At 60.0% G+C, this 12,870-nt stretch carries 14 protein-coding genes; 8 read left to right on the top strand and 6 right to left on the bottom strand.

What is annotated here, in order from left to right:
- The first annotated feature begins 26 nt into the window (after positions 1 to 26).
- On the top strand, positions 27 to 716 hold the full coding sequence (locus AB4Y40_RS31420) for an alpha/beta fold hydrolase (RefSeq protein WP_368691190.1): 690 nt from the start codon (positions 27 to 29) through the stop codon (positions 714 to 716).
- A gap of 41 nt (positions 717 to 757) precedes the next feature.
- On the opposite strand, the gene AB4Y40_RS31415 is transcribed toward AB4Y40_RS31420, so the two are convergent.
- Together AB4Y40_RS31415 and AB4Y40_RS31410 are read right to left on the bottom strand one after the other, a co-directional pair.
- Positions 758 to 1,153 (bottom strand): GFA family protein, encoded by a 396-nt coding sequence (locus AB4Y40_RS31415; RefSeq protein ID WP_368691297.1) that lies wholly within the window; start codon positions 1,151 to 1,153, stop codon positions 758 to 760.
- Between the two features lie 139 nt (positions 1,154 to 1,292).
- Positions 1,293 to 1,919 (bottom strand): LysE family translocator, encoded by a 627-nt coding sequence (locus tag AB4Y40_RS31410; protein WP_368691189.1) that lies wholly within the window; start codon positions 1,917 to 1,919, stop codon positions 1,293 to 1,295.
- A gap of 307 nt (positions 1,920 to 2,226) precedes the next feature.
- On the opposite strand from AB4Y40_RS31410, the gene AB4Y40_RS31405 reads away from it, so the two are divergent.
- The 4 genes from AB4Y40_RS31405 (at position 2,227) to AB4Y40_RS31390 (ending at position 5,217) form a co-directional block, all read left to right on the top strand.
- Positions 2,227 to 2,913, top strand: a complete 687-nt coding sequence (locus AB4Y40_RS31405; RefSeq protein WP_368691188.1) for a hypothetical protein — start codon at positions 2,227 to 2,229, stop codon at positions 2,911 to 2,913.
- Between the two features lie 165 nt (positions 2,914 to 3,078).
- Entirely contained in the window at positions 3,079 to 3,705 is a 627-nt protein-coding gene (locus tag AB4Y40_RS31400) for a tyrosine-type recombinase/integrase (RefSeq protein ID WP_368691187.1), read from the top strand.
- A gap of 172 nt (positions 3,706 to 3,877) precedes the next feature.
- Complete coding sequence (locus AB4Y40_RS31395; RefSeq protein WP_321931940.1) at positions 3,878 to 4,651, top strand: MBL fold metallo-hydrolase; 774 nt, start codon at positions 3,878 to 3,880, stop codon at positions 4,649 to 4,651.
- Positions 4,652 to 4,806: 155 nt separating this feature from the next.
- A complete protein-coding gene (locus tag AB4Y40_RS31390) occupies positions 4,807 to 5,217 on the top strand; it encodes a hypothetical protein (RefSeq protein ID WP_368691186.1) in 411 nt (136 codons plus the stop codon).
- Positions 5,218 to 5,347: 130 nt separating this feature from the next.
- Here AB4Y40_RS31390 and AB4Y40_RS31385 read toward each other — a convergent pair whose 3' ends face one another.
- Both AB4Y40_RS31385 and AB4Y40_RS31380 read right to left on the bottom strand, forming a co-directional pair.
- A complete protein-coding gene (locus AB4Y40_RS31385) occupies positions 5,348 to 5,629 on the bottom strand; it encodes a hypothetical protein (protein WP_368691185.1) in 282 nt (93 codons plus the stop codon).
- A 310-nt stretch (positions 5,630 to 5,939) separates the two neighbouring features.
- Positions 5,940 to 6,191, bottom strand: a complete 252-nt coding sequence (locus tag AB4Y40_RS31380) for a pentapeptide MXKDX repeat protein (protein ID WP_368691184.1) — start codon at positions 6,189 to 6,191, stop codon at positions 5,940 to 5,942.
- A gap of 365 nt (positions 6,192 to 6,556) precedes the next feature.
- Here AB4Y40_RS31380 and AB4Y40_RS31375 point away from each other — a divergent pair, with 365 nt between their 5' ends.
- The 3 genes from AB4Y40_RS31375 to AB4Y40_RS31365 all read left to right on the top strand — a co-directional run bounded on the left by AB4Y40_RS31375 (position 6,557) and on the right by AB4Y40_RS31365 (position 10,156).
- On the top strand, positions 6,557 to 7,414 hold the full coding sequence (locus AB4Y40_RS31375) for an MBL fold metallo-hydrolase (RefSeq protein WP_368691183.1): 858 nt from the start codon (positions 6,557 to 6,559) through the stop codon (positions 7,412 to 7,414).
- A 135-nt stretch (positions 7,415 to 7,549) separates the two neighbouring features.
- The gene (locus AB4Y40_RS31370; RefSeq protein WP_368691182.1) at positions 7,550 to 8,974 is read left to right on the top strand and encodes a phosphatidylserine/phosphatidylglycerophosphate/cardiolipin synthase family protein; all 1,425 of its coding nucleotides are present in this window, start codon (positions 7,550 to 7,552) and stop codon (positions 8,972 to 8,974) included.
- A 216-nt stretch (positions 8,975 to 9,190) separates the two neighbouring features.
- Positions 9,191 to 10,156 carry a LysR substrate-binding domain-containing protein gene (locus AB4Y40_RS31365; protein ID WP_368691181.1) on the top strand — a complete coding sequence of 322 codons (966 nt, stop codon included), beginning with the start codon at positions 9,191 to 9,193 and terminating at the stop codon, positions 10,154 to 10,156.
- Here AB4Y40_RS31365 and AB4Y40_RS31360 read toward each other — a convergent pair.
- Both AB4Y40_RS31360 and AB4Y40_RS31355 read right to left on the bottom strand, forming a co-directional pair.
- Positions 10,153 to 11,097, bottom strand: coding sequence for a cupin (locus AB4Y40_RS31360; RefSeq protein WP_368691180.1), 945 nt, complete (start codon positions 11,095 to 11,097; stop codon positions 10,153 to 10,155). The two genes, AB4Y40_RS31365 and AB4Y40_RS31360, sit on opposite strands and share 4 nt — an antisense overlap.
- A gap of 377 nt (positions 11,098 to 11,474) precedes the next feature.
- Positions 11,475 to 12,674: an amidohydrolase family protein gene (locus AB4Y40_RS31355; protein WP_368691179.1), complete on the bottom strand. Its 1,200-nt coding sequence runs from the start codon at positions 12,672 to 12,674 to the stop codon at positions 11,475 to 11,477.
- Positions 12,675 to 12,870: the final 196 nt, after the last annotated feature.

Genomic DNA, 12,870 nt, shown 5'->3' with positions numbered 1-12,870 from the left:
ATGTAACCTTCACTCGCTTTGCCGCCATGCCGCTTCCGCTCATCTTTCTGCCCGCTATGCCGTGTGACGGACGTATGTATACGGACCAGCTTGAAGGGTTAAATGATCTAGTCGCAACGTCTTCTCGGGTGCTAGCCCATGCAACTTTCGCTGAAAGTGCCGAGAACCTGCTCGCCTCCGTAGACGGCGCCTTCCTCCTTGCAGGCACAGCCTACGGAGGTTGTCTTGCGATGGAGGTGCTGGCGCGCGCCCCTGAACGTGTCCGCGGACTCTGGTTGATGAATTGTCAGCCGGGTGCGCACCCTTATCCGGATGCTGTGCGCACCACCAGCCGGAGAATTCGGACGGGCGAGCATGAGCGAGTTATCGCGGAATTCGCCGAGAATGCTATTCCCGCTGAAGATGCCGACTCGAGAGCGGCATTCGTTCAAATGGCACGTGATACCGGAGCTGACGTGTTTGCACGACAATCCGACGCGACGTTGACCCGCTCGGATCGCTGGTCGACGCTTGCAACGAGCAGGATTCCGACGCTTCTCATTTGGGGCAACGCAGATCGCTTCGTTCCTGCCGAGGTCGGTCTTCGCATCGCCGCGCTCATGCCACATGCTCGATTCGAGTTACTGGAAGGATGCGGCCATTTCCCAACCTTGGAGCGGCCAGCGCTTTGCACTGAACTCGCACGACAGTGGCTGATCGAGTCAGTCCTCATCTGAATCTCCTCGTCAGCGCGAGAAGACTCCGTGGACTAGATCACTTAGACCGGTTGGCGTCGGCCGGGGTGCTTAGGTAAGTCATCGGCCATATGAATCCACGGCAAACTTTTCGCCGTGCGCACATGGTCCGTAGGAGGAACCAATTCTGGACTATCCAGGCTACAGGTAGTCACGTCGATCTCGTCAGGCAATTCGGAGTGGACGAATGTGAGGTGCGTGCCGCAGTCTGGACAGAAACTCCGTGTTCCCCAAGCGCTCGATGCAAAGCCTTTAGGCGTGCCGCGCGTGAGCCGAAATTCTCGCCTGCTCACCGAGAAGCACGCGACAAGCGGCGCAGCAGCCGCCCGTCGGCAATCTTCACAGTGACAGATGGTCGAGTTAAATGGCTGGCCAGTGACCTCATAGCGAATCCTTCCGCAAAAGCAACCGCCCGTCATCACCTGTCTTTGCATCACCTTCCCCCTGAAGTCAACTAGAATTGAGATTACACGTCAGAGCATTCATCAAATGTAGCGCAACCTGATTGCACCGAAGCCGGGCGGACGTAGGTCGTCGTCAATCTCAGCGAGAGCCATATCAGATTTTCTCTGTTGCCAACTTCAGGCCTAGTCCAACAAACAGAACACCCATCGCCTTGATCAACAAGGTGGAGATGGCATGGTTGCGTCGAAGCGCAATTGTCATTCGCGCTGCGAGAAACACGTAGGTAATGCTCGTTGCGATTCCAACCATGTTGCCCAACACGCCCAATGCGATGAGATGCTTCACAGGACTTGGGTCGTGTGCGCTCATGAACTGGGGCAGCAGTGCGAGGTAAAACAGCGCGACCTTTGGGTTTAACACGTCGCTGAGAAAACCCTGCCAAAAGATGAGCCGCAAAGCTTTCGTCCTGACGTCGCCGACCGGAAACGCAACGCTTCCCTTCGAGCGCAATGCTCCCCACCCGAGATAGAGCAGGTAAGCTGCACCTACCCACTTCACCGCAGTGAACGCCGTCGCCGAAGCCAGGACAAGTGCAGAAAGACCGGTTACTGCAGCGAGCAAGTGCACGTAAGCGCCGAGGTTAATTCCGAAGGCGGCGCATAGACCTGCCGCACGTCCCTGTGCAATTGTTCGCCCAAGCAAGAACAGCATATCGGGACCAGGAACGAGGCACAAAAGGAGACTGGCGCCGACGAACAGCATATATGTGTGTAAGCTCATGGTCTTTCTGGTTCAATCCCGGTTAAGTTTGGCACATAGCTTGCCATAAACGCGTTCAGAAGCTAGTCGCCATAAACACTCGCAGTCCGGAGCAAAGAACGTCATAGAAGGCTAGATTGATGCCTTTTGCATAACGAGCGTGCTCGAGATGATCGCCGCGGTCGGTGGTCGGGCTCTGGTCGGCCACAAGCGACCGTTCGACAGCGCGGTCTGGATCGTCGACAATTGTAACCACCAAACGACGGCCACGCCCTGTCAACTCAGGCCGATGGCGATGGTTTTCCTCTCCTGACATAGTGTTGTGAAGATGAGCATCAGTAAGTGGATCACGCACATCCGGAAACATACTCAAAAGGACGAAGCGTTCGACATGGTGACCTTGGAGGCTGCGCATCGCATTATCTCTCCTGATGTCGATGCCGAATTGGAGGAGCGAGGATTCGAGACAGTAGCGCCGCTAAAGTGGGTACGATTCGATGGGTCGCCCATTCGGCAAATATTTGCATTTCCGGCATGGAAAGGCGGTGTAATAGCGCCTAGCTGGGGGCTGTCCTTTGACTTTGTTCCGCACGTATCGGGCAGTTCTGTTCGATGGCACCGAACCAATAAATCTGCAAAGTTTGATCTCACTGTCGATGCACGCGACAGGGACTTAGATCTAAGCCTTCTTCGCGGTGAGCAGATGGTCGCTCAAAAATCGGCACCGGTTGTGAAAGCCGCGCTCGTGCGAGCAGACGAATTTTGGCGACGGGTCAATTCGGTAGAGGACGTCGTCGCGGCGTTCGAATGGCTGCGAGGCTATCTATCGAGTGGAGGCCTGGGTTTCTACAACTATGTTCAGCATCCGATCGCGCTCGCGTTTGTGCTCGCGAGGACAGGCGACGCAGTTGGCGCACGTCGAGAACTGGACCGCTTTCTAGTACGGCGTTCGCCAGAAGACCCTGTTTCAATACGCCTCGGCGAATTGCTGATTAAAGCCGCCTCCGAAGCATGATCGCGGGCGTGATAGAAATGTTTCCCGCGCAACGGGGATCGACTGCGCCGATGAACACGCTTTGAATGTCCGCTTACGGGTGGAGCGACTGTCCCTTAGGGTCGGGTATTGCCCGGCGGCGCCGGGTGCAAACTGATTCTCCCGTCCTTCGAAAGGAGAATCGTCATGGAAGCCACCATCAACCCGGGCGTCGGCCGTGTACCGTGGAACAAGGACAAGCTGACGGGGCAGAAGCCGCCGCTGAAGCTGAGGGAGATTTGGGGAATCCGTATCCGCCTGCAGCTTGCTGGAAGAGCGCGCGAGCTCGCGCTGTTCAACCTCGCGATCGACAGCAAGTTGAGAGCGTGCGATCTAACGAAATTGCGAGTGAGGGATATCTGTCTTGGCTCGCGTGTGGCACCGAGGGCGACTGTAATGCAGCAGAAGACCCAGCGGCCGGTCCAGTTTGAAATCACTGAACCGACCCGGGAGAGCGCCGCTGCGTGGATTCGAGAGGCGGGACTGTCGTCGAGCGACTATCTCTTCCCAAGCCGCATTCACGGCTCCGCCCATCTTTCGACGCGCCAGTACGCCCGCCTTGTCCATCGCTGGATACGGTCGATCGGGCTTGACGACACAGCTTACGGAACGCATTCAATGCGTCGAACGAAAGCGTCGCTGATTTATCGGCGCACAAAGAACCTGCGCGCGATACAGTTGCTGCTCGGTCACGCAAAGCTCGAGAGTACCGTTCGATACCTTGGCATTGAGGTCGACGACGCTCTCGAGATGGCGGAACAGACAGAGGTTTGAACGACAGGCGGCCGGACGGCACTCGGGCGCTGTCCGGCCACAACCGGTCACTCGACCTGCATGCCTAAATCGTCGACACTTTGCGACCTCCTACGGCGCTTCAATGACAACGATTTCGAGGTGGGATTCGAAGTGTGTCAAAGTAACAACTCATACTCGTGAGTGCCCCTACATGATCACGTTACCAATTGCCCAGCGATGGTTTGAACTCAAACGCGTCAGCGATGACATCACCCTGCTTTGGGAACCCCATGTCGTGCCGCTAATGCGCTGCAATATCTGGCATGTGCGCGGCCGCGACCGAGACCTGATGATCGACACCGGAATGGGTATCGCCAGCCTGCGCGATGCGGCCAGGCACCTGCTGCAGAACGACGTAACCGCCGTGGCGACGCATACGCATTCGGATCATGTCGGCGGACATCATGAGTTCGAACACACACTGGTTCACGAATTAGAGGCAGAGAACCTGCGCTCTCCGCGTAAGCCAGGCACCCTTCTGGCGTCGGTATTGGGCGACAAAGCAATTCGCCGGTATCGCGAAGCAGGGTATGCGTTCGACGGTGATCTGATCACGGCCCTTCCTGACGCTGATTACTCGATGTCTGACTATCGCGTGCGGGCCGCGACGGTCACGGAAATCGTCAAAGAAGGGAACGTCGTAGATCTCGGTAACCGGCATTTTGAAGTCCTCCATCTTCCCGGCCACTCACCGGGCAGCATTGGCCTGTGGGAAGCAGCTTCCGGCACTCTGTTCTCCGGCGATGCGATCTACGACGGCCCGCTACTGGATGAGATAGACGGCGCTGATATTCCGGCCTATGTGCGAACGATGAAACGTTTGCGTGAACTGCCCGTGCAAGTGGTCCACGCCGGACATGATGGGAGCTTCGGGCGAGAACGACTAGTCGAATTGGTCGATGCCTATCTAGCTAAACGTACCTGATCACTCACCGGGTCGGCGGTTCGAAGATTTGCCGGCTGGACTTCGGGTACCAGGAAAACGGTCGACGTACGCCGGCCACAACCGGTTGTTCGACATACCGGCGCCAATCGTCGACAATCCGGTGAAAACCTTCATTAGCGACGGAAAGCAGCCGGATGGAACCTTGCGAGATCCAATTTACGGTGGATAACCTTTGCCATTGGGCGGGCATGGGCGACTATGTGCTGATTCCGCCCGATCGCAGCTATGAGATGACACTGCGATATGAAGGTGAACCTCCGCACGGCGATTCATATCACGTCGTTGATATTGCCGGGCACCGGTTTCCCGGGTATGCATGGGGCTGCATGTTTGCAATGTCAGAATGCTCGAACTTCATTGCCTTCAGTTGGATGGAAAAGAAATTCGAAAGGCTGACGACAGTTATCGACGTGAGACATTCGAGATACTTGGTTTTGCCGCGATACATCTATCATCCCCGCATCGAATGGCCCTCAATTCTAGACGCGACGAACGAACGGGAAGGGTATGCGTTCGACGGGATGGAAGCTTGGGGGATCCTTTGACGATTTGCCTTCTCGGCGAAGGTTCTCGTTGGCCCGGTCCGGCTTACCCGTCGGACGACCTGCTACGGGCATTCGAGCCCGAGACTGGAATTGCCAACAAGGAGGTCGAGCTACCCGGCTGTCGCCGGCGTCATTTCCACTGGAAGGATGCTGCTCGCACGAACTGCGCGCGCGCATCGTCAGGCAACCATGAAAATCCGTTCCTAAGTCCGTGATCGCACGCATCGCAGCACTTGGAAATGTCGGCGTCCCGCCAGTATTCGGGGCGGCACGCTTCGGCCCAGACATGCTCTAAAGCGGCCCTGTTATCGGATTCTAGTGAGAGGTGGTTCAACACAGCCGAATAGAACGTCCATGGCTTTTCCCAATCCACGAACTCAATCGCAGCCCCTATGAGGTCAGACTTGGCCATGGTGCAGGTGGTCTCGAAGTGTGGAGAACCAACAATACCACGCCCGATGACTGCTTTCGGCAAGCTCGAAGGTCGGCAACGGGTCGACTACTGTCACCCGCATCAGCTAGCAGTCGGACAATTGCCGACGCTGGCCACCGTTCTCACCCTGACATTCATACGTCGGCTCTCCAGCAGGCAACGGACGTTCCGAAACCGTCAAGGCTTTAAAGGGCCTGACTACTGCGCGGGTGCTTGGTGAGGGTGATCCGTGGAGCGCTTCCGGGGAGCGTCTTCTGGTCTGGCATCAGCGGATCACTTCGCATCGACACTACTCCTTCACCTCGGCACTCTTTGTTTCATCTCCGGCCATGCCGTCGTGGTTCATCGCATCTTCTTTCATCCCGTCTTTGGCCGCGCTGTCGGCGCTCATCGCGTCTGATTCTGTTGCGCTCTTTGCGGTTATCTCCTGACTCGGCGCGTCGTTGGCAGTCGCGTCGGTTGGTACACTATCATCAGCGAAGGCGCCCGCGGTCGCGAACGAGAAGCAGCTGGCGAGAATGGTGGCAGTGAGCTTGTTCATGATGTGATCCCTCAGCGAACGGACAGTGAGTCGGAATATCGATAGGACAGTAGCCCGATGGTGGGGGCCCGGTCTTGCCGTGAATCAGTGATGGGCATGGCACTTCCCGGTATCCCCGTCGGCGACGGTCATGTCATTCTTGCGCGAATGGATACGACAGGAAGTCGGCAACCACTCCAAAGGGCATGGGTAAAGACCCGATATGTGGCGGCCCAAATTCCGTGCAATGACGGTTAGTCAAGAGGTGAAGCGCTACGAAGCTGGTGGCTCCGACTTCCTCCCGTTGCTCCGGTCGTCTCTTCGTGGTTGAAAGGTCTATGATGGGACTGTGAGGTTGCCATGCGTTGTCAGGACCCGAGCATCGAATGAAGCCACCACGCAATACCGACTCCGCGCCTGGAGAGTGGTATATCGACACAGCGTGCATCAATTGCGGTGCATCGCGTCATGTCGCGCCCGGGCTGATCGTCGAGCGAAACGACAAAAGCATCTTCGTTCGGCAGCCCGGCACGCCGGAAGAGCAGCTTGCTGCCTGGCGTGCGGTGTTCGTATGCCCGACAGCATCGGTACGCAGCGAAACGAAGCAGCTTCGTCCGAACGCGGTGATCTTTCCACAGCAGATCACATCGGGCGTGTGGCGCTGCGGATTCAACTCACGCTCATCGTTTGGCGCACATTCTTATTTTGCCTCGCGTGCGGACGGCAATCTGCTGATCGACTCACCGCGCTATGTGGCAGAGCTCGTCAAATGGTTCGACGACGCCGGTGGCATCGCACACATTCTTTTGTCGCATCGTGACGACGTCGCAGACGCCGACAAATACGCGCGTCGATTCGGCGCGCGCGTCTGGATTCACCGGGAGGACCGCTCGGCTGCCCCCTATGCAACGGATCTTCTCGACGACGTGTCGGCGCCGACCATTGCGGCCGGCTTACAGGCAGTCCCCGTGCCCGGTCACACTCGGGGTAGCGTCGTGTATCTCCTCGACGATCGCATTCTCTGCTCGGGTGATTCGCTTGCCTGGAGCCCACGCGAGCAGGACCTCGTGGCATTCAGGGACGCGTGCTGGTACTCATGGACCGAGCTCACCGAATCGCTCAGCAAGCTGGCCGTGTATCGTTTCGAATGGCTGCTTCCTGGTCACGGCTGGCTCGCGCACTTGCCGGCCAAGGAAATGAGTGCTCGCTTGGTCGCATTAGTTGCACGCATGCGAAATGGTTGAAGTCGCCGGATCGGGCTCGCCGTTCTGTTCACCTTCCCGAAGTAACAGCGAGCGACTTGACCGCGCTTACGCGACAAAGCTTCCAGACCTTCAAAGACATAGGGCCGGAGACACATCGAACCCGTTCGCCACATCATGACCGCAACAAGAAGCCTGGCGCTCGTTCTGGCATGCGTGTTTGCCTCTTCTCAGCAAGGTCACGCGCAATGTGTCGACCTGGTCGCCAGTCTTGACGACGGTCAGTTGATGCAGTCGCGGATTGCGCTGGTCGACCGTGCCACGCCTACCGAACAGATCCGCATCCTCGCCTACATCTTCGAAATCGATCAGACCGGCGGCCTGCTTTTGCGTCATCTGGTCGAGGCTGCGCGCCGAGGCGTGCCGGTCAAGCTGCTGATCGACGGCATCGGCCCCGAGCCGCACTACCCGTTCGAGGACGAGCTCATCGTCGCCCTGCACGAGGTGGCGCCCGGCATTGAACTCCGAATCTTCCATCCACGATCCGATCTCGTCGAGATTTCGCATCGCATGCACGACAAACTGTTCCTGGTTGGCGACACGGCCGTGATCGGCAGCACCTCGATCTGGGATGAAAGCTTCCGCAACTGGCTCAGCGAGCGCGATCTGATGGTGTCGGGCGACGCCGGCCAGGAGGCTTCCTCCCTGCACGCCATGTACCAGCATTTCGCCTTGTTCTGGAATAGCCCGGAAGTGGTTCGCCCCGAGCCGGAAAGATTCCTCAAAGTCGAAAGTCCTTATCGAGACTCGCAGGGTTATCCGACGCTGGACCCGGCGCGCATCCACTACTGGCGCGAATGGCTGCAGGCTCCGCTCGATGCCGCTACCCAGGCGACAGACCCGGCCGCTACCGATACGCCCACTGCCTCCGATACGCCCAATGATCCCGCCACTCCGCCCGCTCCCGGGGCGTCTTTTGATCCCGCCTGGATGCCGATCGCCTGCGAGCGCCTGCACTATGTCCACGACTGGCCCGACAAGCGCTCGCCAGGCACGTTGCAGGACATGCTAGAAGCATTCGATACGGCGCAGCACGAAATCCTGATCATCAACCCCTACCTGATCCTGGTGCCGGAGCTGCGCGAGGCGCTTGAGCGCAAGCGGCGCGAAGGTGTCCACGTGATCCTGGTGAGCGCCTCGCTGGCGAGCATCACGCAGGAATTCCCCGCAGTCGGACGCGCCTATGCCGACGATCTGCCCGGCTTGGTGAATGCCGGGATCGAGGTGCGCGAATACTCCGACCGAGAGAACCGCATGATGCACGCCAAGCTGGTCCTCATCGACGGCCATCGATATTATCTTGGCAGTTTCAATTTCGATTCGCTGTCGGCCCGCTTGAATACCGAAAACGGCCTGTGGATAGAGATCCCTGAGGACGGGCTCGATCCCTTGCAAGACAGCGTGGCGTACTTCCTGACCAACTCAAGTTCGGTGAGCGACGCCAATGGCCGCCTTCTGGCGGATCCCGATGCGCGCTGCCGGGCCGCCGGCTGCGGCGGTGCCTGGTGGTGGGTGACGATGCTAATCAGGAACTTCCTCTGAGCGCGGCGTGCCCTGTCGCTAAACTACGTGGCCAGTTCGGGTCGCCGTCCGCACTGTGTCGCGCAGTAGTCGGCCATGATTCGTCATTGAAAGATAAAATTTGAGCGGCTGCTAACGGGCCACGTTCGACCTTACCATCACCCCATCTCCACGCCGACTGCACCGACCCGGTACACTCTCAGGGAAGCCAAAAGCCCGACCATCAAACTCGCCCCCATGGACTACTTCGCCGCAGTACGGGCTTTCGTTCGCGCAGCGGAACTACAGAGTTTTAGCAAGACCGCCAACGAACTGTCCGTAAAAACCTCGACTGTCTCGCGCTACATAAGCGAGCTGGAAAAAGACCTCGGCATCGCGCTATTCAACCGATCGACACGCGGACTAGTCCTGACAGAAGGCGGCCGCCTCTTTCGCGAACACGCCGCGTTTGCGTTGCGAGCCCTCGACGACGCACGGGAAGTCACCTCATCGCTGAATCGCACGCCGCAAGGCGTGCTGCGCGTGACGATACCGCCTGCATTCGGACGGCTACACATAGTTCCGCATCTGCCGGCCTTCATGTCGCGCTATCCCGACATCGACCTCGACATCGTCTCGACGGACGAAACGCTCAACATGATCGACGCAGGCATTGACGTGGCTATCCGTACCGGCGTAATGCCCGATTCATCATTGATGGCGAGACGCCTCGCGCCGCATCGTCGTATTGTCTGCGGCAGCCCCGCCTATCTTGAGCGTAGTGGTATACCGCGCACGCCTGACGATCTGTCCGCGCACGACGCACTTCGCCTGTCGCTTATACCGGATGACAAATGGTCCTTCGTACGAAGCCCCGCGAACTTGCAGTCGGCGCAGGAGGCACCGCAATTGACGGTGGTCGAACTGAAGGGACGCCTGCGTGCTAGCGACCAGGAAGCCGTGCTCGCGCTCGCCGTGGCCGGTTGCGGCGTGGCGCTCCTGCCGACCTGGCTCGCTGCCGCGGACCTGCGCGCCAGACGCTTGCAGCAGGTGCTGCCGGAATGGGAGGCGCGTACCGGACGAGCCGACCCCGCGGTCTGGGCGGCTTATCCGCCCAAGAAGGTCGTTTCGTCGAAAGTGCGCGTCTTCGTGGACTTCTACGCCGAAGCGTTCGGCGAGCCGCCGTACTGGGACGACGGACTCGCGCCGATACGTACGCCTTAACGCGCGAAGCGGATGTCCAGCGTGCGCAGATACGTCTGCAAGCCCGCGTCCTGGATCGGAATCACATACGCGTTGTCGGTCGTTTCATTGAAATGCGCGTGCCAGTATCCTGGGGGCGTAACGAACGCCATACCCGCTTCCCAATCGACGCGAGTCGGATTCGCGATATTGCCCTCCGCGTCGAGTTCGGTGCCGACCAGCGTATAGACGCCAGGCCCGCCGCCGGCGATAAAGTCGAGAGCAATCGACTGGTGTCGATGCGGCTTCTGCACCGAATGCGGCGGCACGATGCCGAACATTGCCCACAGCACGTGCGTGACCGTGCGCGTCTGCGGAAAGTTGACGTTGCCCATTAGCACGCTGATGCGGTTGCGGCGGCCCGCGTTGCTTTGTTCCGCGACTTCGCGCAACGCTGCCTGCGCGTCGGCGGCCGGATAGCGTGTGGGCGCAAAGCGCGCCTGTACCTGGGTTGTGCCAAGATAGGTCAGCAGCGGCGCATCATTGACGTAGTACAGCGTGGCGGTCGCATCCGAGGAGAGCACAGCGGCGACGCCGCCCGGAAGCGTAAAGAAGTCGCCTTGCGCAAACGGAAAGCGCGTTGTGCCCTGCTTCACGCTGCCCGTTCCGCTGATCACGTAGCAGACCTGCGAGGTCGCGTTCGGATCGAGCGTCAACACTTCGCCCGCCTCGATACGCAGGAAGCTTGCGCTCAAACCCGGGCCGGTCGCAGGACCGGGACACTCCAGTTCGGCGGACAGGTCGAGCGGCACGACCCGGGTTGCGCCGTCGGCATAGAGCGAAGGCGGGAAGTTGCGGAACGGCACGCGCGAGATGAGTTTTGCGCCGATCGGATTGGCGGACGACGTGTATTCGAAGTACTGCGCGTCCTCGGTCGCCACGTCGGGTTCGGCGAGAAGTGCGGGAGATGTTCTGGTCAGCATGTTTGCTCCTTTCGAGTGCCAAGAAGCTTCGTGCGGGGTCCATTCTGGTGGAGAGCGCCGCGTCCGAAGGCTGACCTGACTGTAGGGGTGGAGCCTTGGCGCCAGAAGCACCGAACGTCGAAATCACTTTTGCGCAAAAAGGTACATGATGCGTCCGGTCGCGGCCAGGCGGATTGCCCCGACCGGCCTGCATGCCCGTCAATATCGGCAGCGTGGCTATGAAGCGGCGTTCAACGACATCGCGTTGAAGAGCCGAAGTCGATGCGACGGCGGACATTTGGTTGCGTATGTTGATCGACCGCTTCACGCCCTGAGTCACTCAGTCAAGCTTTTTGGCGGACCGAACGCGCCGGCGTGCTGCATGTCCCGCCGATCGCTCACACGATCCACTCCCCATCACGCACAACAACGCGTCCGTTCGCAACAACCAGCTTGCGCTTCGGCCGCGCGACGACGGCCTGCGCGACGCTCTCCGCGTCCACGACGACAAGCTCCGCCCGCGCCCCAACCTGCAGACCATAGTCGGTGAACCCGCAGCCTCGCGCGGCGGCATCGCTCACGCAGTCGAATGCGATTGCGATATCGTCGTCGCGCCGCAAGTCGTAGCGCAAGCCGATCAGCATGGCACGCTCGAGCATGTCGGGCACGCCATACGGCGACCACGTGTCGCGAATGCCGTCGTTGCCGCCAAACACCGTCACGCCCCTGTCGCGGCAGACCTTGAGCGGCGGAACCGGGCACGAAGGCGGTGCGCTCGTCAGCAGCGCCACGCGCAGTTGCGCAATCCGGTCGATCAACGCGTCGCGCGCCCGCTCCGGCAACGCGCCCAGACAAAACGCGTGACTCACGACAACCTGACCTTGCATGCCGAGCGCCTGCACGCGATCGAGCAGCAGTTTCAGCGTGAACGCCCCGACCTCGCCGGGTTCGTGCAGATGAATATCGATCGGCTTGCGATGGCGCTCCGCCAGTGCGAACGTGGCATCGAGCGAGGCCACGGGATCGCCGTCGATCAGCGCCGGGTCGAGCGCACCGAGCACGTCGGCGCCGGCCGCCAGCGCGCTGTCGAGCAGTTCGACCGTCCCCGGCCGGATCAGCATGCCCGACTGCGGAAACGCGACGATCTGCAGGTCGAGGACATCGCGCAGCGTCTGCCGCGTGGCCAGCACGCCTTCGAGGTAACGCAGTCGCGCGTCGGTATCGATGTCGACATGGGTCCGCAGGCGCGTCGTACCGGCCTGCACGAATGCGCGCGCCAGCGCGAGCGACTGGGCGCCGGCATCGTGACCCGAGGTCCTGCGCCATTCGCGCTCGTTGGCGATGCGGTCGGTAAGCAGCGGCCCAACCTCGTTGCGATACCACGGGCGGCCCCAGTTGCTCTTGTCGAGGTGCGTGTGGCCCTCGACGAAACCGGGCAGCAGCAGCCCGGCGCCGCCGTCGACGACCGGTACGCCCGGCTGTGCCGCGACGTGGGGTCCGATTGCCTCGATGCGGCCATCGGCGAGCGCGACGCCAACGCGCTGGCCGTCGGCCAGCCTGACGTTGGAGAGATGAAGCGCGGAAGTCGTGAATGTCATGCCGATTCTCCTTGAAGCATCGCAGGATCTTATCGATTCGGCCGGATATTCAAAGATTAGATGTTCTACGTAAGCGGCTCGCGTGGGCCGCTCTCGACGTCACGTGCGTAAATGAGGCATGCTCGGCGAGCGTGGGCAGGTTCTGTCTGGGCCTACCCGGCAATCAGGAGGTGGAGGCAGGAGGGCCGGCCTTGCC

Origin of the sequence: Paraburkholderia sp. EG287B (assembly GCF_040965595.1) — a bacterium.
Taxonomy (GTDB): domain Bacteria; phylum Pseudomonadota; class Gammaproteobacteria; order Burkholderiales; family Burkholderiaceae; genus Paraburkholderia.
Note: the sequence above shows the minus strand (reverse complement) of the source record. Positions and strands in the feature narration are given on the sequence as shown.